General features: G+C 40.0%; 18 protein-coding genes. 6 read left to right on the top strand and 12 right to left on the bottom strand.

All coding sequences use genetic code 11. From position 1 onward, the window contains the following. Positions 1-98: 98 nt before the first annotated feature. The 3 genes from ACTHN6_RS02195 to ACTHN6_RS02205 form a co-directional block, all read right to left on the bottom strand. Positions 99-1304 (bottom strand): bifunctional 3,4-dihydroxy-2-butanone-4-phosphate synthase/GTP cyclohydrolase II, encoded by a 1206-nt coding sequence (locus tag ACTHN6_RS02195; protein ID WP_440434072.1) that lies wholly within the window; start codon positions 1302-1304, stop codon positions 99-101. Between the two features lie 132 nt (positions 1305-1436). Continuing rightward, the gene (locus tag ACTHN6_RS02200; RefSeq protein WP_440434073.1) at positions 1437-2438 is read right to left on the bottom strand and encodes a CsgG/HfaB family protein; all 1002 of its coding nucleotides are present in this window, start codon (positions 2436-2438) and stop codon (positions 1437-1439) included. 61 nt (positions 2439-2499) lie between these two features. Beyond that, positions 2500-3054: a hypothetical protein gene (locus ACTHN6_RS02205; RefSeq protein WP_440434074.1), complete on the bottom strand. Its 555-nt coding sequence runs from the start codon at positions 3052-3054 to the stop codon at positions 2500-2502. Positions 3055-3331: 277 nt separating this feature from the next. Here ACTHN6_RS02205 and ACTHN6_RS02210 point away from each other — a divergent pair, with 277 nt between their 5' ends. After that, a complete protein-coding gene (locus ACTHN6_RS02210; RefSeq protein ID WP_440434075.1) occupies positions 3332-5422 on the top strand; it encodes a tetratricopeptide repeat-containing sensor histidine kinase in 2091 nt (696 codons plus the stop codon). Between the two features lie 37 nt (positions 5423-5459). On the opposite strand, the gene ACTHN6_RS02215 is transcribed toward ACTHN6_RS02210, so the two are convergent. After that, entirely contained in the window at positions 5460-5840 is a 381-nt protein-coding gene (locus ACTHN6_RS02215) for a hypothetical protein (RefSeq protein ID WP_440434076.1), read from the bottom strand. A gap of 357 nt (positions 5841-6197) precedes the next feature. On the opposite strand from ACTHN6_RS02215, the gene ACTHN6_RS02220 reads away from it, so the two are divergent. Both ACTHN6_RS02220 and sucC read left to right on the top strand, forming a co-directional pair. After that, positions 6198-6950: a LytR/AlgR family response regulator transcription factor gene (locus tag ACTHN6_RS02220; protein WP_440434077.1), complete on the top strand. Its 753-nt coding sequence runs from the start codon at positions 6198-6200 to the stop codon at positions 6948-6950. A 78-nt stretch (positions 6951-7028) separates the two neighbouring features. Continuing rightward, entirely contained in the window at positions 7029-8240 is a 1212-nt protein-coding gene (gene sucC, locus ACTHN6_RS02225; protein ID WP_440434078.1) for an ADP-forming succinate--CoA ligase subunit beta, read from the top strand. A 54-nt stretch (positions 8241-8294) separates the two neighbouring features. On the opposite strand, the gene ACTHN6_RS02230 is transcribed toward sucC, so the two are convergent. From ACTHN6_RS02230 to ACTHN6_RS02255, 6 genes are all read right to left on the bottom strand, one after another. Continuing rightward, the gene (locus tag ACTHN6_RS02230; protein WP_440434079.1) at positions 8295-8915 is read right to left on the bottom strand and encodes a SprT-like domain-containing protein; all 621 of its coding nucleotides are present in this window, start codon (positions 8913-8915) and stop codon (positions 8295-8297) included. Continuing rightward, on the bottom strand, positions 8902-9309 hold the full coding sequence (locus ACTHN6_RS02235; protein ID WP_440434080.1) for a hypothetical protein: 408 nt from the start codon (positions 9307-9309) through the stop codon (positions 8902-8904). Before ACTHN6_RS02235 ends, ACTHN6_RS02230 begins: the two co-directional genes overlap by 14 nt. Then, positions 9302-9538 (bottom strand): AtpZ/AtpI family protein, encoded by a 237-nt coding sequence (locus tag ACTHN6_RS02240; RefSeq protein WP_440434081.1) that lies wholly within the window; start codon positions 9536-9538, stop codon positions 9302-9304. Before ACTHN6_RS02240 ends, ACTHN6_RS02235 begins: the two co-directional genes overlap by 8 nt. Before the next feature lie 8 nt (positions 9539-9546). Beyond that, positions 9547-9924, bottom strand: coding sequence for a hypothetical protein (locus ACTHN6_RS02245; RefSeq protein ID WP_440434082.1), 378 nt, complete (start codon positions 9922-9924; stop codon positions 9547-9549). Positions 9925-10051: 127 nt separating this feature from the next. Then, the gene (locus ACTHN6_RS02250; RefSeq protein ID WP_440434083.1) at positions 10052-11071 is read right to left on the bottom strand and encodes an efflux RND transporter periplasmic adaptor subunit; all 1020 of its coding nucleotides are present in this window, start codon (positions 11069-11071) and stop codon (positions 10052-10054) included. A 216-nt stretch (positions 11072-11287) separates the two neighbouring features. Then, the gene (locus ACTHN6_RS02255) at positions 11288-11887 is read right to left on the bottom strand and encodes a NifU family protein (protein ID WP_090655104.1); all 600 of its coding nucleotides are present in this window, start codon (positions 11885-11887) and stop codon (positions 11288-11290) included. Between the two features lie 133 nt (positions 11888-12020). Between ACTHN6_RS02255 and ACTHN6_RS02260 the strand changes: the two genes are divergently transcribed. Beyond that, the gene (locus tag ACTHN6_RS02260) at positions 12021-13226 is read left to right on the top strand and encodes an MFS transporter (RefSeq protein ID WP_440434084.1); all 1206 of its coding nucleotides are present in this window, start codon (positions 12021-12023) and stop codon (positions 13224-13226) included. Positions 13227-13291: 65 nt separating this feature from the next. Here ACTHN6_RS02260 and ACTHN6_RS02265 read toward each other — a convergent pair whose 3' ends face one another. Further along, positions 13292-14371, bottom strand: coding sequence for an Ldh family oxidoreductase (locus ACTHN6_RS02265; RefSeq protein ID WP_440434085.1), 1080 nt, complete (start codon positions 14369-14371; stop codon positions 13292-13294). A 123-nt stretch (positions 14372-14494) separates the two neighbouring features. After that, positions 14495-15253, bottom strand: a complete 759-nt coding sequence (locus ACTHN6_RS02270) for an SDR family NAD(P)-dependent oxidoreductase (protein WP_440434086.1) — start codon at positions 15251-15253, stop codon at positions 14495-14497. A 113-nt stretch (positions 15254-15366) separates the two neighbouring features. On the opposite strand from ACTHN6_RS02270, the gene ACTHN6_RS02275 reads away from it, so the two are divergent. Together ACTHN6_RS02275 and ACTHN6_RS02280 are read left to right on the top strand one after the other, a co-directional pair. Beyond that, entirely contained in the window at positions 15367-16176 is an 810-nt protein-coding gene (locus tag ACTHN6_RS02275; RefSeq protein WP_440434087.1) for a hypothetical protein, read from the top strand. Between the two features lie 110 nt (positions 16177-16286). After that, positions 16287-17486 (top strand): hypothetical protein, encoded by a 1200-nt coding sequence (locus ACTHN6_RS02280; protein WP_440434088.1) that lies wholly within the window; start codon positions 16287-16289, stop codon positions 17484-17486. Positions 17487-17517 lie beyond the last annotated feature (31 nt).

Genomic DNA, 17517 nt, shown 5'->3' on the forward strand with positions numbered 1-17517 from the left:
GCCATGAAAAATTTGTACAAGTGTTGCGAGGCAAGGAACGATGCCATGAAAAACAACTGCCGGTAACCAAATAAAAAACAAAAGGTGTGTAACACCTTTTATTTATGTGATAATATTTTGTGGCCGAGCTTATCACGCTTGGTGAGCAGGTATTTTTCATTGAATTCATTAGGCTTGATTTCTATCGGTACAATTTCAACAATTTCCAGGCCATACCCGCTTAGCCCTGCACGCTTTTTTGGGTTATTACTCATCAACTTGAGCTTGGTTATACCTAAATGCCGCAAAATCTGTGCACCCACTCCGTAGTCGCGTTCATCCATGCCAAAACCAAGATGCAGGTTAGCTTCCACCGTATCCATTCCTTCTTCCTGCAACTTATAAGCACGCAGTTTGTTCATTAATCCAATGCCGCGGCCTTCCTGGTTCATGTAGAGAATAACGCCTGTGCCTTCGGCTTCTACCATTTGCATGGCTTTGTGCAGTTGCTCGCCGCAATCGCAGCGGAAACTGCCGAGGATATCGCCGGTAAAGCAGCTTGAATGCACCCGCGTTAAAACAGGTTCATCTTTATTCCATTCGCCTTTTATTAAAGCCAGATGTTCGCCGCCGGTAGTTTTTTCTTTAAATGCTACCAGTTTGAACATCCCGTATTTTGTAGGCATATCCACACGTACCACTTCTTCAATAGTGGAGTCCGATTTCAGCCTGTATTCAATTAAATCTTTGATGGAAACTATTTTGAGATCGAACTTATCAGCAATTTTTCTCAGCTCGGGCAAACGCGCCATGGTGCCGTCTTCGTTCATAATTTCAACCAATACACCAGCAGGTTCAAAACCGGCTAACCTTGCCAGGTCTACGGTGGCTTCCGTGTGCCCGGTTCTCCTTAAAACGCCGCCTTTTTTTGCACGTAAAGGGAAAATGTGGCCCGGCCTTCCGAGGTCTTCGGGTTTTGTATGGGGATCAATTAATGCCTGTATTGTTTTGGCCCGGTCGTGAGCGCTGATGCCGGTGGTGCAACCATGCCCGATTAAATCAACACTTACCGTAAATGGTGTTTCGTGCAGCGCTGTGTTTTTACTCACCATCAGGTCGAGCTGTAACTCGTTGGCGCGCTCTTCTGACATTGGTACGCAGATAAGGCCGCGGCCTTCCTTGCTCATAAAGTTGATGATCTCCGGTGTTACATTGCGGGCTGCTGTTATAAAATCGCCCTCATTCTCACGGTCTTCATCATCTACCACAATTACCAGTTTGCCTTTTTTTATATCTTCCACCGCACTTTCTATCGTATTCAGCATATATAGAATTTGTGCAAAGGTACAATAGAGTTACAGGATTATATACAGGGGCTTTTGTTAATGGTTTTTTGCAACCGTAGCAAAAAACCTGCATCGAAAATGCAGGTTTTTGAATTGTAACGCGCTGAGACATTATTTCACAGTAAACGTTGCCCCATCTTTCGACATGCCGGAAACAGATAATTTCACACCTGTATTTGCAGCAATTATTTTATCAACCACTTCTTTCAGCTTAATGTTTTGTGTTACCATAACATTGGCCACATTGTCGCTAAAATCATCGCTGTTAACATTTGATACGCCTTGAATTTTTTCAAGGGCAGATGTTACTTTTCCCAATTGGGTATAATCAATATTTTTAAATGTAAGCGTGTATTGGGAGGCTCCATCAGGCACATCATTTTCAGGCAGGTCAATTTTATCTTTTTCACCTGCTATGTACTGCGTGGCTTGAATTATACAATCTTCTGTTGCGTCCTGAACGGCAGGGTTTTGAAATGCAGTGCTCATGGCATTAATGCTGCCTAAACCATAAGGCATGGTTACGCCCACCTGAACACCACCGCCAGTCTTCTTCTCCACATTGAATGATTCTGATGCGATTACTTCCCTTGTTTCCGGATCAACGAGGCGGATGATAATACCCACCTTAGCTTTGTAGCTTTTTGTTTTTACAAGCGTTACGCCTACGCTTCCGGCGCTTTGTTCAAACTCTGTTACTTCACCCTGCACGATTACGTTGGCCCCCATCATATTGCCTTTTTGAACCGTGCTTTTCTTATTTACATTACCTGAATTGCCCTGGTAGTCCAGTTCTGCCTGCACATCGCCCATATTGGCCAGCCGCTCAAGCACACGGAAACACTGTACCTTTTGTAAGGCATTTGTAAGCATGGTGGCAAGGTTTTCGCCAAATTGATCGCGTGGCGCATTGGGCGCTGTGAGCTTAAAATTAGCAACGGTTACCCTTGGCTTTTTTTCTTTGGGTAGATCAGTACATATCGGTTTAATATCTTCAATCGTTACTTTGTCTTTATTCTTGTCTGCTTTTGGCGACTGTGCAAAACTTCCTGTATTCATACATAGAAATGCAGCAGCAAATAATAAAGTGGTTTTGAAGTGATCGTATTTCATAAAATTGTTTTTATTGTTTTCACAGAAGGTACATTTTAAGGGTAAGAGAAGGGATGGGGAATCAGGCAAATTCAGTAAAATCGATACTGTTTTTAAATGCTTTAATTTGTTTGCGCAGCGTTATTTCATAATAAATAAGTCCCCCGATTGCGATGGCTAAAATCCAGCCGCCTATTATATTCCAGAGAATAATTATTGCAAGCAAACCGCCACCAAATAATAGCAAGGGGCTTGGCCTGAAAAGCCTGGCCATTGATTTATCATCATAAAAAGTACTATTGGTAGAATGGTTATGCACAATTATGTAAGGGCCTTTATCCTTGCCTTTTTTAATACCCCATATCACAGTCAGTTTATTGTCTCTCCTGCAGGCTATATTAAAATCCTGCAACTGAAAGGACATTTCATTTCCCTTTGCATCAACCAGAAAGAATTGGTCGTGCACAACGGTGCGGGAACGAATGGAAACGGGCGCTGTACCACCTGTGCCCTGGTAACTGTAACCGCCGCCTCCGCCGCCGCTTACAATTGTTTCCATGTTTTTGCCGGTTTCGGCAACAATGCCAGTGAAATTGTACAATTGAATTTCTTTTCCTGATGCCTGATAAGTTTTCATTGTTTCGGTTTTAAAATGCAGGTGCATTAATAATCTTCTTTTCCAAACATTTCTTGTCTTAAGAAAATTTATATGAACATTGCTGTTGCATTCATTAACACCCGCGTTGTTTATATTTGTTTCTTATTATTGCATAAACCTAACCTGCTTATAATCCGGACACAAGCAACATTGATTAATTGAAGGCTTTGATTTATTTTTTGCAGGGGATTTTGAAAAAACTGTTTATGAAATCCTGACTTTTACAGTTGCATTTTCATACTAAATATTCTGCCACATGAGAAAGTTATTAATAACCCCTTTTTTGCTGATAACTGCAGTGATGTTTGCGCAGAAAAATGAATCAGACAGCTTATTAAACGCATTAAACAAACATCCGCAAGAAGATACCGTAAGATTAAAGTTGCTGAATAATCTTGCTTTTGCTTTTTCTGATGTTAATCCTGCTAAAGGATTAGAAACAGCAGAACAGGCTATTGTGCTGGCGAAGAAATTAAATGCAATGCAATTGCTGGCAACTGCTTATCTATGCAAAGGAGAAAATTATATTTCAGCAGGCGACAACAAAACCGCTGTCGCATCTTTTAAAGAAGCATTGGCTATTAGTGAACAACGGAATTTTAATCAAACTTTACTGAATGCTTACCAGCGCCTGGGCACAGCTTACTTTAATATGTCGGAATATGGTGAGGCCATGAAAATGCAGGAAAAACTTTTAATGCAGGCTAAAAGAATAAATGACAGTGCGGCTATTGCGAAAGCTTTTGTGGGTATGGGTTTGAATTATCAGTTTATGTCAAATTTACCCGAAGCATTAAAGTACCAGCAAATGGCATTAACCATTTTTACCAAAACAAATAATACGCAGGGCATTGCAGATGTATTTACCAATATGGGTATAATTTACTTAAACCTTGAAAACTTTGATAAAGCGCTGGAGTACCACAAAAAATCATTGCAGCTGAATGAGCAAACGGGCAATAAAAAGGCAATGGTAAATACGCTTGGTAATATAGCAACAGCGTATGACAATCTGGAAGATTCTGCAAATGCCATAGCTAATTATACGAAGGCGCTTGAGATAAGCAAACAGATAAACTACGAGTTTGGTATTGCCAGTAATATGGGCAATATTGGCATTTTTCATTACTATCATTCCAATTATAAACTGGCAATGGATATTATTAGAGAGTCGGTCCCTATGTATAAGAAACTAAACGATAAATCTAATCTGTCTTTAATGTACAATATTATGGCGGTTTGCATACTTGAGGCGCCTGATAAAGACCTGCTGCATGCAGGAATTAATCCTGGTCATCGTTTTGACAGCGCTATAAAATTTAATGAAACTGCCCTTAATATGGCAAAAAGCATCAATGCATTAAGAAGGCAATGGTTTGCGCTGGAAACAATGAAAGAAATTTATATAAAACAAAATAATTACAAAAAGGCATTGGATTTTTATGAACAGGCTGTGGTACTGAACGATAGCATATTGAACAATAGTAATACTAAGAAAATAACCCGCCTTGAAATGCAGTATGAATTCAGTAAAACTCAGGATTCGATAAAAGCTGTTAACGAGAAAAATCAGGCGCTGGCCAAAGCAGAAATTCAGAAGCAGCATGTAGTGAAAAATGCTATAATGGCGGGTTCTGTTTTTTTAATACTTGCAGGCATCGGCACATTCATTTTTTATAAACACAACCGGGATATAAAAGTTCAAAAGAATGAGGCGGAACTACAAGCCATGGTTACCGACACTGAGATGAAAGCCCTTCGTGCACAAATGAACCCTCACTTTATTTTTAATTCACTCAACTCTATTGCTGATTATATTGATAAGAACCAAACGCAGGCTGCTTCTGATTTTGCATCAAAGTTTGCACGGCTCATGCGCATGGTTTTGGAAAATTCCGAACAAAAAGAAATTCCGCTGGATGAAGATCTTAAAGCCCTTGAATTATACATGCAGCTTGAACGTTTCAGGCTTAACAATAAATTCGATTATAAAATTATTGTTGATGATACAATTGATAAAGAAAACACACTTATACCGCCATTAATACTGCAGCCATTTGTTGAAAACAGTATATGGCATGGCATTGCCCATAAGGAAGGCGAAGGGAAAATTCTTGTTCATGTGCAGCAACAAAACAATATGCTTAATTGCATTGTTGAAGATAATGGTATTGGTATGCAGCCAAATGAAAATACGAAGAAGCGAAAGTCTTTAGGCATGCGCATTACGAGGGAACGTATAGAAGTTATTAATAAACAGAAAAACACCAATGCAAGCGTAACTGTAGCTGGCAAAGGAAGCGGGGTAAGGGCTGAAATACGGTTGCCGCTGGAATTGAGTTTCTGATTATTTCTTACAACATATATTCAATGTAATACTGTTTTTATTGATTAATGGTTACAGGTTGTTTTTGTTTTGGCGTATCATCTACTTCAAAGCCCCATTCTGTAAGTTTTTTATAATTGGCTTTGTACATACCCAGCAGCAGGTCGCGGCTGCATTTTAATGTGAGGTTTACAGGCGCGAGCAGTGTATCCCGTTTACGGTATAAGTTATCTAGTTCCTTTTCAGCTTGCTTTATCTGCTGTTGCAGGGCCTGTGCCTCAGTCATGCGGTGGCTGTTATCTTTCCAGTTATAATCATTTAACAGGTTTAACGGCGATTTTTCCGCATCTGCTATATGCTTTAAATATACGGCATTCGCCAGTTGAAGGAGGTGTTCTGCATTGCGTGGAATCTTAACCCTTACATTATGTTTTGCCATTAATATTAATTATGATTGGTGATCGGTATCGTATTTAAAGAAATGGAATTATAATGCCCGAATCTATTCACACATCATTAAAAGCGATGTAAACAATGCCATTTTGAATACATGCAGCAGAAACTCCGATTGGTATATACAGCCGGGGAAAGTGAAACAGGCGATGCAGGCAACGGCATTGTTTTCATTTGTTTTAAATACAGCATAAACCTAAATTGTATAATGGATTGTATCAAGCTTAATTGATTAAGTGCAAAGCATGATTTATTTTCTGCTGAAAAATTTTGAGAAAACGTGAACCCGGCAAGCCTGGCATTAACGGCAAATCTTTTTGCGATTAAGTTATAAATTCACACTATGATTAAAGCAATCATTATAGATGATGAACAACATTGCATAGACCGGCTTACGAAGATGCTTTCCGGAAATTCGAGCAATATGGTTGAATTGCTTGCCAGCGTTCAATCTGTTGATGAAGGGTTAACTGCTATCAAAACATATAAACCCCAGCTTGTTTTTTTAGATATTGAAATAGGTAATAAAACGGGCTTTGATCTTTTAAAACAATTGCCGGAAATAAATTTTGAAGTCATCTTTACCACTGCCTATGATAAATACGCAGTGCAGGCGTTTAAGTTCAGCGCCCTGGATTACTTGCTGAAACCCATTGATACGGATGAATTGCAGGCAGCGCTGAAAAAGCTTAATGATAAAGTCTCGCAGAAAGATATTGCCGGTAAATTTGATGCACTTTTTCATAATCTCAAAAACATACAAAGCGCTTCCAAAAAAATTTGTGTGCCCGTGTTAAGCGGGCTCGTATTTATTCAAACAGATGATATTATCCGTTGCGAAAGCAACGTAAATTATACAACCCTCTTTTTAAAAGATAAACAAAAGCTGCTTGTGGCAAAAACACTAAAGGAGTTTGAAGAAATGCTTACTGAGTATAATTTTTACCGCGTTCATAATTCGCACCTTCTTAATCTTGCTTATATAAAAATGTATAATAAAGGAAAAGGCGGAACTGTAACAATGAATGACGGTTCAGAAATTGAAGTTTCAACAAGAAGGAAAGATGATTTTCTGAAGCGGTTAACTGCCTTATGATATACCGGTTTCCTAAAAATATTATTAACTGTTAATCATCAAAACACAAACTATTATCTTCGCGCAAACACATAGATTATGAATCTTCACGAATACCAGGCAAAGGAATTAATAAAAAAATATGGCGTGCCGGTGCAGGAAGGCTATGCAAGCAGCACGGTGCATGAAGCCGAAGAAGCATACCGCAACATTAAAAGCCAGACACAAAATAATTTTGCTGTTGTAAAGGCCCAGATACATGCGGGTGGCCGCGGCAAGGGAAAAATTAAAGGAACTGAACAACGTGGAGTGGCTGTTGGTAAAAGTCTTGAAGAAGTTGCAACTATCGCCGGTAATATTTTGGGCGGCACTTTGGTTACTATTCAAACAGGTGAAGCCGGTAAAAAGGTAAACAAGGTTTTAATTGCGCAGGATGTTTATTATCCCGGCCCCAATCCCACAAAAGAATTTTATTTATCCATATTGCTGGATCGTGCAAAAGGCCAGAACGTAATTATGTACAGCACGGAAGGCGGGATGGACATTGAAGAAGTAGCGCATAAAACCCCTGATAAAATTTTTAAGGAATGGGTGCATCCTTCAGGTGGTTTATTGCCATTCCAGGCAAGAAAGATTGCGTTTAATTTTGGATTGAAAGGAGAGTCGTTCAAAAACTGCGTAAAATTTGTAACCAACTTATACAATGCTTATGTTGGGCTTGATTGCTCTATGCTGGAAATAAATCCTTTGTTTAAAACAAGCGATGATAAAATTATTGCGGTTGACTGTAAAATGAACCTTGATGATAACGCTTTGATGCGTCATCCGGATATTGAAGCACTGCGCGACCTTGCGGAAGAAGACCCGACAGAAGTGGAAGCCGGTAAATACAACCTCAACTTTGTGAAACTTGATGGCAATGTTGGTTGTATGGTTAATGGCGCAGGTTTGGCAATGGCCACTATGGATATGATCAAGCTAAGCGGCGGTAATCCTGCAAACTTCCTTGATGTGGGCGGTACAGCCAATGCACAAACTGTTGAAGCCGGTTTTCGTATTATTATGAAAGACCCGAATGTAAAAGCTATTCTTATCAATATATTCGGCGGTATTGTGCGTTGCGACCGTGTGGCAGCCGGTGTAATTGATGCCTATAAAAACTTAGGCAACATTAATATACCAATCATTGTGCGCCTGCAGGGAACCAATGCAGAAGAAGCAAAAAAATTAATTGATGAAAGCGGGCTTAAAGTTCAGTCGGCTATATTGCTGAGCGAAGCGGCCGATCTGGTTAAGAAAGCGGTGGCATAATAAGCCCGTTACTTAAATTATATAAGCGCTTATACAATTTTGTATAAGCGCTTTTTATTGCATTATTTTTACTTCATATAAAGGGCTTATCAAATAAACAAGCCCCGTATCTTTTTCCACGCAACGAAATCTTTTGCGCAGCTGCTCGCCTTTTTTAAATATGCGGCCATCATTTGTTGAAAAGAAAGCACCTTTCGGCAGTTCTTCCAGCAACACAATTCCTTTTTTTCGCTCATCATATTTACGCAAAACCCGCATTAAGCCTTCTTCTGCACAACTGCTGGCGGCAGGGTTTTTTATGGATTCATTCAGCGCAAATTCAATATCAGCAGGAAAGATTTTGTTGTTTACAAAATCTTTCAGCAGTGTGCTGTATAAATGTTTCCACTCTTTGCCATGTGCCTGTATGCGGTTACCGTGAATTTCAAAAGCGAGCAAATGCGCAAGTTCATGCAGCAGCGTAATTAAAAAAGCATACTTATTAAGATTGCCATTTACGCTTATACGATGATTTTTGCCATTCACCGCATTGCGGTAATCACCCAGTACAGACTGTCTTTGTCTTGTTATGGTTAAGTGTACTTTATAATGCTGGAGAAAATAGGCCACCTGCTCAAAACTGTTATCAGGTAAATAAGATGCAAGGGCCTGTAACGGATGTTCAGTTTTTGACATTTCTTAGCCTGTTAACCTTCATTGCACCACTTACTTCAAGCACTGTATAAACGATGTAAAGCAGCATGCCGCCGGCAACTGCATACAAACTCCTGTTTTCGCCTGCGGCAATCAGGTAAATAAAAACGCTTATTGCAATAGCCATCAGTTTAATAAATGAAACCATCATAACGCTGCGCACAAATGCATGCGCATTGTCTGAGGCCAGAGATTTTGCATATATATAGCAGGCTGTTAAAGTAATAATAAACAGGATGAAGTTAGCAGCCAGCAATACGGAGTGATTGATATTCTTCTCATCAAGCCATGTTGAAAATGACAGGCACAATGCATTAATGATTATAAAGAAAATTATAACAGGCCCGAAGAGTTTATTTTTAATAAGTTTATTCATCTTTTTTCCTCGTTGAAGTATCTTTTATAACTTTTATAATTGTTCCGATAATAAAAATAAGCGGCATCAGCCAGATAAATATTGGAAAGGAGAATTGCAACTTGCCATCAATCCATTTACCAATAAAAACAAAAATCAGCAACCCGGCAATTATTTGCGCACCAATACCTGCATATTGTATCAGCAGGTTTTTGTTTGAAGTATCTTTCTTTTTACCAGGCTCATTCATCGACAACATTATTTTGGTACTTTCAGAGAAGCGGTATCCCTTAAAACATCATCGGCGCCTAACACCTGTTTTATTCCGTTAAGATATACATCTTTATATTTCAGCGCCTGCTCCAGTGAATCTGTACGTATTTTTAATGTTTGCAGTTCACGCCGGGTATCGCTGTTGGCAGATGCGCCCGGCATATAATACCGTAATGGTGTAAACACCAGCAATGCAACAGCAAGCCCTATCATTAATAAAAATGTTGTGCTTAATACGATATAAGCGCTCAGGCGGGAAAGGCGGAACTTTATTACTTCTTCAAAAGTATCATCGTTCATAATTACCATACGGTAATGGTTGCGAAGCCGCTTTAATGTTGTATTTGAATTTGCTTCAGGCATAGTACAATGTGCAAAAATAATCACTTGCCGTTGTAAGTTTTTCGAAATAAATATGGAAGATATAAGAATACTGCCAGAGAATAGTTCGGATAAATGAAACAGGCGCTGCCGGATGAAATATGTAACATTAATCGGTAAGGCTGTCTATCGATAATGTTCTGCGCACCCGCACGGGTCTTTTATCTTTTGCAAATAAAACGCCTGTTACAATTACAGTGTCGCCCACTGCAATGCCCTTTGTTATTTCTACATTGTTTTGCAAACGCACGCCGGTTGTAACATCTGTAAACTGTGCGTTGCCGTTTTTAACAAGTAAAAGTTGCTTGTTTATATCGCTGGGAATAATACAATTTGTTGGCACCAGTATGCTTTGCTTGGAACCGCCCTGCGCAAGATATACTTTGGCAAAAGCACCCGGGTTTGCTTTTGTCTTGTCCTGCAGTATAGTCCTTATTTTGAGATTACGTGTTACCGTATTAGCCTGCGGTTCTACAGCTATAATAGTAGCATTATGTTTCAATGTATCGTTGGCTGCATCCAGCGTAACCTGGACTGTGGAGCCGGTGGAAACGTATTTGCCATATTCTTCCGGCACTGTAAAATCCATCTTCAGGTTATTTACCTGCTGCATGGTGGCAATAACATCTGAATTGCTTACATAAGCGCCAAGGCTCACCTGCCGCAATCCCACAACGCCGTCGAAAGGGGCGCGGATGACTGTTTTGTCAATCAATGCCTGTGTATATTGAATATCAGCTTCTGTGCTTATAACCGTATTGACGGCAACATCATAATCGGCCTGGTTCACGCCCTGTACAGAAAGCAAAGGTTTCAGGCGGTTAACATAATCCTGTGCAAGTTTAAGTGCAGCTTTGCTTTTATTAAGATTGGCAACAAGGTCTGCATCATTAATGCGGGCTATAACCGTTCCCTTGGTAATATATTTTCCTTCCGGAACATTTAAATAAGTAATGCGGCCCGTGGCTTCGGGATGCAGCTCAACAAACTCATTTGCCACAACCGTTCCGTTTGCTTCTATAATATTTGAAACAGTTTGCGGTTGCGCAATAATTACATCCACAACTGGTGGCGGAGATTGCCGTGGCTCTTTATTTTCCTGTTTTGAATGGCAGCTTAATAAACACACTAAACATATTAATGAAAGGAAAAAAAGCTTTTTATGCCTGTGCATGATTTTATTCAATCATTTAAAAATTAAAAATAATGCTTCAAAGTAATATTTATCGACAAAGTGTTATGATAAAATGGATGTAATCCAAAAAAATAACGACCAAACAACAATCCCAAATAAAAACGCCAGGCATTATTAACTGCCCGGCGTTTAATTTTTTTATAAGAATAACTATTCTGCTTCAGCTACCACTTCTTTCACTTCGGGTATCATGCGTTTCATCATGCCTTCAATACCAGCTTTTAAAGTTACCATTGATGAAGGACAGCCGCTGCAGCTTCCCTGCAACATAAGGCTTACCACGCCATCATCATAATTTTTAAACTGAATGGCACCGCCATCCATTTCCACCGCCGGGCGCACGTAATTATCAAGCAATTCCTTAATGCGTTTTACCACATCGGTATCATCGCTCAAAATAATATTGCCTGTATCCTGTTTTACTTTGGCCACTTCATCTTCGTTAATTACCGGGCCGCCGTTTTCGAGATAATCTTTTAAGAATTGTTTTACGGAAGGAATAACATCCTGCCAGTCTTCAGTATCTGCAGTTTTGGTAAGTGTAATAAAATTGCTGGCTATAAAAACCCCTTTTATAAAAGGAAAGCTGAATAATTCTTTTGCCAGCGGGCTGGGGCCAGCCTGGCTTTCATCCTGAAAATCTATGCTTTTGCCGGGGTAGAGCAATTTGTTGGCAACAAATTTCATTGTTTCCGGGTTGGGCGTCATTTCGGTATAAATGCTTATAATGGGGTTACCTGTTTTAATCATCAGAAAACTTTTAGAAGTGCAAAAGTACAAAAGATTATATGAAAGGATTCTTAATAAACCGCTTAATGTTGCCTTTTAATTTTCGAAATAGAAAAAATTTACCATTGTATTTTCGCGCCTTAAAATTTTGCAATTGGAAGTTGAAAATGCCGGCGCCGCAATTCAGCCAAAAACAATATTTCCCGTTCTTATTGCCATAAGTTTATCGCATTTGCTGAACGATACGGTTCAGTCGCTTATTCCGTCTATTTACCCGATAGTAAAAAACTCTTTTCATTTGAGTTTTACGCAAATTGGCTTTATAACTTTAACCTTTCAGTTATCTGCTTCATTGCTGCAGCCAATGGTTGGCTCTTTTACCGATAAAAAGCCGCAGCCGTTTTCCCTCGCAACCGGCATGACATTCAGCCTGGTGGGGCTGGTATTGCTGTCGCAGGCATCAAGCTATACAATTATTTTGGTAGCTGTTTCTTTAATAGGTATCGGGTCTTCCGTATTTCATCCCGAAGCATCAAAACTTGCCTACATGGCTGCCGGTAACCGGCGTGGGTTAGCGCAATCTATTTTCCAGGTAGGGGGGAATGCAGGCAGTTCTATCGGCCCGTTACTGGCTGCATTAATAATAGAGCCCTACGGCCAGGGTAATATTCTGTGGTTTTCACTTCTCGCATTTGCAGCTATTATTATTTTAAGCAAGCTTGGATTTTGGTACCGCGACCATCTCTCGTTGCGAAAAAAATCAAAAACAATAAGCGCTGAAAGCCATATTCATTTATCAAAAAGAAAGATCATCAGCAGCGTGGTTATTTTGCTGGTGCTCATCTTTTCAAAGTATTTTTATCTCGCTTCCATGACGAGTTATTATACTTTTTACCTTATTCATAAATTCAATGTCTCGGTGCAATCATCACAGATCTATTTGTTTATTTTCCTGGCATCGGTAGCTGCCGGAACCATATTGGGCGGTCCGCTCGGCGACCGTTTTGGTAGAAAATATGTGATATGGTTTTCCATTTTAGGCGCTGCGCCGTTTACTTTGATATTGCCGCATGCCAACCTGTTTTTCACCTGTGTGCTTACGGTTTTTATCGGGGTAATAATAGCTTCTGCTTTTTCCGCCATTCTTGTGTATGCACAGGAATTGCTGCCGGGAAAAATTGGTATGGTTTCGGGCTTGTTTTTCGGGTTTGCATTTGGCATGGGCGGATTAGGTTCTGCGGTTTTAGGTGCTTTGGCCGATAAAACCAGCATAGAATATGTTTACCAGTTATGCGCTTTTCTGCCGCTTATCGGGTTGCTCACAGCTTTTCTGCCCAATCTTAAACGGAAAGCTGCCTGAAAATAGCCGGCTTATTTAAATCTTTCAAGCATCACCTCAGTTTGTTTATATTATGCAGGTTAATCTTACCGGAATTCAATATTGAACTTTGCGGCAACAGCCAGCAATTCGTTTACAACACTTTCCACAACCGGGATACCTTCCATCATTCTTATTGTCTCCATTTCCCTTTCGGGATCGCCGGGCACCAGCACCTTCTCATAGCCTTCAGCAGGTTTGGCATTCCTGAAACGGCGCAGCCAGTTGTCCATATGCTGTTTAAATTCATCAGCGGTACGGAAAGCATCAATGCGCATGGCGCCAAAAAAATGGCCAAGCCCTTTACCCGGCATGTTTTCCGGTATGGGAATATAGGCAGGAAAAGGTGGCGCCCAGGGGCCATAGCTGGCGCCGCTTAATACGGCAGAGAAAATATCGACAATGCTTCCCAATGCATATCCTTTATGCGAACCGTGCTCCCGGTCGCTGCCCAGCGGTAATAAAGCACCGCCTGTTTTTAATGCATTCGCATCGGTTGATGGGAAGCCTTCTTTTGTTTGCACCCAGCCCAAAGGTGCTTCTGCATTTTTTCTTTGTAAAATTTCGAGCTTGCCATTGGCGGCAGTTGTTGTGGCCATATCGGCAACAAAAGGTGCTTCACTGCCTGCGGGAATAGCCACTGCGATCGGGTTGGTTCCCAACATCTTTTCAATACTGAAGGTTGGTGCAACCAGCGCGCTGGCGTTGGTCATGGCAATGCCGATCATATCATGTTGCAAAGCCATCATGGCATGATAACCGGCTATACCAAAATGATTGCTGTTGCCAACACTTACCCAGCCTGTTCCCACATTAGCCGCTTTTTCAATAGCGATTTGCATGGCATGCGGCGCCACCACCAAACCCAGACCTGCATCGCCATCAACAACAGCGGTAGAAGGCGTTTGATGTTTTATATAAATGTTGGGTTTACTATTAATTCTGCCCGCTTCCCATAAACGCACGTAGCCTGAAAGACGGGCCACGCCGTGGCTGTCAATACCCCGCACATCCGCAGCCAGTAAAGTTTTTGTGGCAGTTGTTGCATCGGTATCGCTGCAGCCAATATGTTTAAAAACGGAATAAGTAAAATTGTATAAAGACTGATAAGAAAATGTTGTATCCATGCTGCAAAGTAAAAAAGCATGTTATGAAGGATGTGAAATATCTTTCAACAATGTGAATTAGACTATATAACGGGGCTGCAATTGGATAACCTCTGCACTTGTGAGAAGAGAATGATGATGAGGTTATTCTTTATATGTATAAAACGAACTTGCCTGAGATAAACAGGTCATCACGAGATCATTAATGCAAACATGCGCGGGCAAAGTAGCACAGTAAAATACAGTGTCAGCCACATCTTCTGCATGCAATGGTTCATAACCTTCATACACAGCATCTGCTTTCTGCGTATCACCTTTAAAACGTACGATTGAAAATTCCGTGTCAACAGCACCAGGATTAATGCATGTAACCTTTATCCTGTGCGGCAACAGATCAATACGCTGTGCCTGGCTTATGGCATTTACCGCAAACTTGGTAGCGCAATACACGTTGCCATCCTTATATACTTCTTTAGCGGCTGTTGAGCCAATATTTATAATATGGCCCTTTTTATTTTTCTTCATGAAAGGAATAACAGCTTTCGATGTATACAGCAACCCTTTTATATTCGTATCTATCATGGTTTCCCAATCGTCAAGGGAAGCTTCATCAAAAGGGTCGCGGCCTGCTGCAAGGCCTGCATTATTTACGAGCACATCAATATTGCGCCATTCTTCACTTAAATTATTGATGGCATTAAAAGCCTCTTCTTTTTTAGTTACATCAAAAGCAAGCGGTAAAACTTTTATATTATGGTTTGATGATAATGTTGCAGCAAGTTCCTCCAGCCGCTGCTTTCTGCGGCCGGTAATAATGCAGTTATAATTAGCAGCCGCAAATTTTTCAGCAATGGCTTTTCCGAGGCCTGATGTTGCACCTGTAACAAGAATTGTTTTATTCATGCAGCAAAATAAATGATAAAATTTGCGTTGACACTGCACTGTTTTTACATTAATGTATTAAAGTTTCAGTTTCTAAAAAGCATCGACACTATATTTGTCCGTACGTAACCGGTATGAAGAAGATATATATATTGTTTTTTGTTTTTACTGCTTTCGCAGCAGCAAATAGTTTACATGCTCAGAATAAATTTTTAGTAACAGTGGCAGATGCAGGCAATACCAAAGTGCGGGTTGCATGGACTAATCCGTATGGAGACAGCGTAGTGCAGTTGAATGTGCAGCGCTCATGGGACAGTGTAAAAAACTACAAGACTATCTTTTCACCTTTGTCGCCCGGGCTTCCGGAAAACGGTTATATTGATGAAACTGCCGGTTACAATGGTATGTATTACCGCGTTTTTTATGTGTTGGCCAACGGTTCTTATTTTTTTACAAAAGCAAAAAAAGTTAAAACCGGGTCTGATTTTACGGATGATATCAGCGAAGCAAGCAAGGCTGATGAAAATTTTCTGGTTACCGTGCACGACGATGATACAGTGATTGCGCAGCTTAATTATGATCAATACAAACATTTCCGCGATTCGATTGTTAACTATACCAGAGATACGTTGTATTCATTAACTGATGCAGATATACTGATACGCTATTATGCCAACAATATAAACTGGATGCCTTCGCCGCATGTATTCACCAATGCTGATGGCTATGTGCAGATATCACTTGCAGATGCTTTGCAAAAAAATTACAGGATTCGTTTTTTTGATGAATTTCATAAGCCACTCTTCGGCATTCAGCATGTAACACAACCGATGCTGCTGCTTGATAAAACAGATTTTATGCGTTCCGGCTGGTTTTATTTTGAACTGTATGAGGACAATAAAGTGAAAGAGCGTAATAAGTTTTATATACCGAAGGATTTTTAAAATAGGTGATGAATGGTGAGTAGAGAGTTTTGTTGTATGACTGGCGACCATTGATTATAGATTCCTTAATATCTAATTTGTCATTTCGTATTTTGCATTAAAACAACTGTATGGTACCTGGCTTGCGCGATAATTTCAATGCAGCGTTTACGCAAAAAAAATATACAGATTTTTTAGAAGAAATGAATGCGCTGCATCCGGGCGGTATTGAATTCAGGCTTGCAGAAACACCTGTGTTTGTAGATAAAACTTTTACAAAAAAGATGCTGGATGCCTGCGAAAGCATTGTTGATGTAATTGCGCAGCCGGATTTTAAACAACTTACTGCTAATGCTGTACCCAAGGATTTGAAAGTGCCAAACGAAAATGCGCATTCGCATTTTATAGCATTTGATTTTGGTGTTTGTGAAAATACTGATGGCGAACTGGAACCGCAACTGATAGAAATGCAGGGCTTTCCCACCTTGTTTGCTTACCAGGTTTTAGATGATGAGGTTACCCGCAAACATTTTAATATTCCGGATAATTACAGTTCTTACCTAAACGGTTATATAAAGAGCACCTACATACAGTTATTGAAAGATATAATTATTGCAGGCCATGATCCTGAAAATGTAATACTGCTTGAAATTTTTCCGCATAAACAAAAAACTAAAATTGACTTTTACTGTACACAGGATTATTTAAACATTCCCGTGGTTTGTTTGACAGAGCTTGTAAAAGAAGGGAAAAAATTATTTTATGTGCAGCATGAAAAGAAAGTTGAAGTAAAACGCATTTACAACAGGATTATTTTCGATGAACTTCAGCAGCAATCATCCGAAGTACAGAAAAAAGGTAAAATATTATTTGAAGATCTGGATGTTGAGTGGGCGCCGCATCCTGACTGGTTTTACCGCATCAGCAAATACACACTGCCGTTTATAAAACATAAGTTCGTGCCTGAAACAAAGTTTTTAAGCGATGTAAAAGAATTGCCTTCAGACCTTGAAAATTATGTATTGAAACCTTTGTTTTCTTTTGCAGGGCAAGGTGTGGTAATTGATATAACAAAGAAAGATATTGATGCGGTGAAAGACCGGCATAACTGGATATTGCAGCGCAAGGTGAAATATGCTGATGTTATTAAAACGCCTGATGATAATGCAAAGGTGGAAATAAGAATTTTCTATTTCTGGAAAGATGGCGAAGCAAGGCCGGTGGCCGCCCAAAACCTGGCCCGCATAAGCAAAGGCAAAATGATTGGTGTTCGTTATAACAAAGACCGTGAATGGGTTGGCGGCAGCATGGCATTTTTTGAGAAATACTGAATTTTGAAATATTCCGCCGGGTTATAGCTGA

It is taken from the genome of Parafilimonas sp. (genome assembly GCF_051953455.1).
Classification (GTDB): domain Bacteria; phylum Bacteroidota; class Bacteroidia; order Chitinophagales; family Chitinophagaceae; genus Parafilimonas.

Coding starts and splice junctions, on each gene's coding strand:
- ACTHN6_RS02255 (WP_090655104.1), bottom strand. CDS start 11,887: ATGATTAAAACAGGTAACCCCATTATAAGCATTTATACCGAAATGACG.
- sucC (WP_440434078.1), top strand. CDS start 7,029: ATGAATCTTCACGAATACCAGGCAAAGGAATTAATAAAAAAATATGGC.
- ACTHN6_RS02235 (WP_440434080.1), bottom strand. CDS start 9,309: ATGAATAAACTTATTAAAAATAAACTCTTCGGGCCTGTTATAATTTTC.
- ACTHN6_RS02245 (WP_440434082.1), bottom strand. CDS start 9,924: ATGCCTGAAGCAAATTCAAATACAACATTAAAGCGGCTTCGCAACCAT.
- ACTHN6_RS02240 (WP_440434081.1), bottom strand. CDS start 9,538: ATGAATGAGCCTGGTAAAAAGAAAGATACTTCAAACAAAAACCTGCTG.
- ACTHN6_RS02220 (WP_440434077.1), top strand. CDS start 6,198: ATGATTAAAGCAATCATTATAGATGATGAACAACATTGCATAGACCGG.
- ACTHN6_RS02230 (WP_440434079.1), bottom strand. CDS start 8,915: ATGTCAAAAACTGAACATCCGTTACAGGCCCTTGCATCTTATTTACCT.
- ACTHN6_RS02205 (WP_440434074.1), bottom strand. CDS start 3,054: ATGAAAACTTATCAGGCATCAGGAAAAGAAATTCAATTGTACAATTTC.
- ACTHN6_RS02270 (WP_440434086.1), bottom strand. CDS start 15,253: ATGAATAAAACAATTCTTGTTACAGGTGCAACATCAGGCCTCGGAAAA.
- ACTHN6_RS02215 (WP_440434076.1), bottom strand. CDS start 5,840: ATGGCAAAACATAATGTAAGGGTTAAGATTCCACGCAATGCAGAACAC.
- ACTHN6_RS02280 (WP_440434088.1), top strand. CDS start 16,287: ATGGTACCTGGCTTGCGCGATAATTTCAATGCAGCGTTTACGCAAAAA.
- ACTHN6_RS02265 (WP_440434085.1), bottom strand. CDS start 14,371: ATGGATACAACATTTTCTTATCAGTCTTTATACAATTTTACTTATTCC.
- ACTHN6_RS02200 (WP_440434073.1), bottom strand. CDS start 2,438: ATGAAATACGATCACTTCAAAACCACTTTATTATTTGCTGCTGCATTT.
- ACTHN6_RS02210 (WP_440434075.1), top strand. CDS start 3,332: ATGAGAAAGTTATTAATAACCCCTTTTTTGCTGATAACTGCAGTGATG.
- ACTHN6_RS02275 (WP_440434087.1), top strand. CDS start 15,367: ATGAAGAAGATATATATATTGTTTTTTGTTTTTACTGCTTTCGCAGCA.
- ACTHN6_RS02195 (WP_440434072.1), bottom strand. CDS start 1,304: ATGCTGAATACGATAGAAAGTGCGGTGGAAGATATAAAAAAAGGCAAA.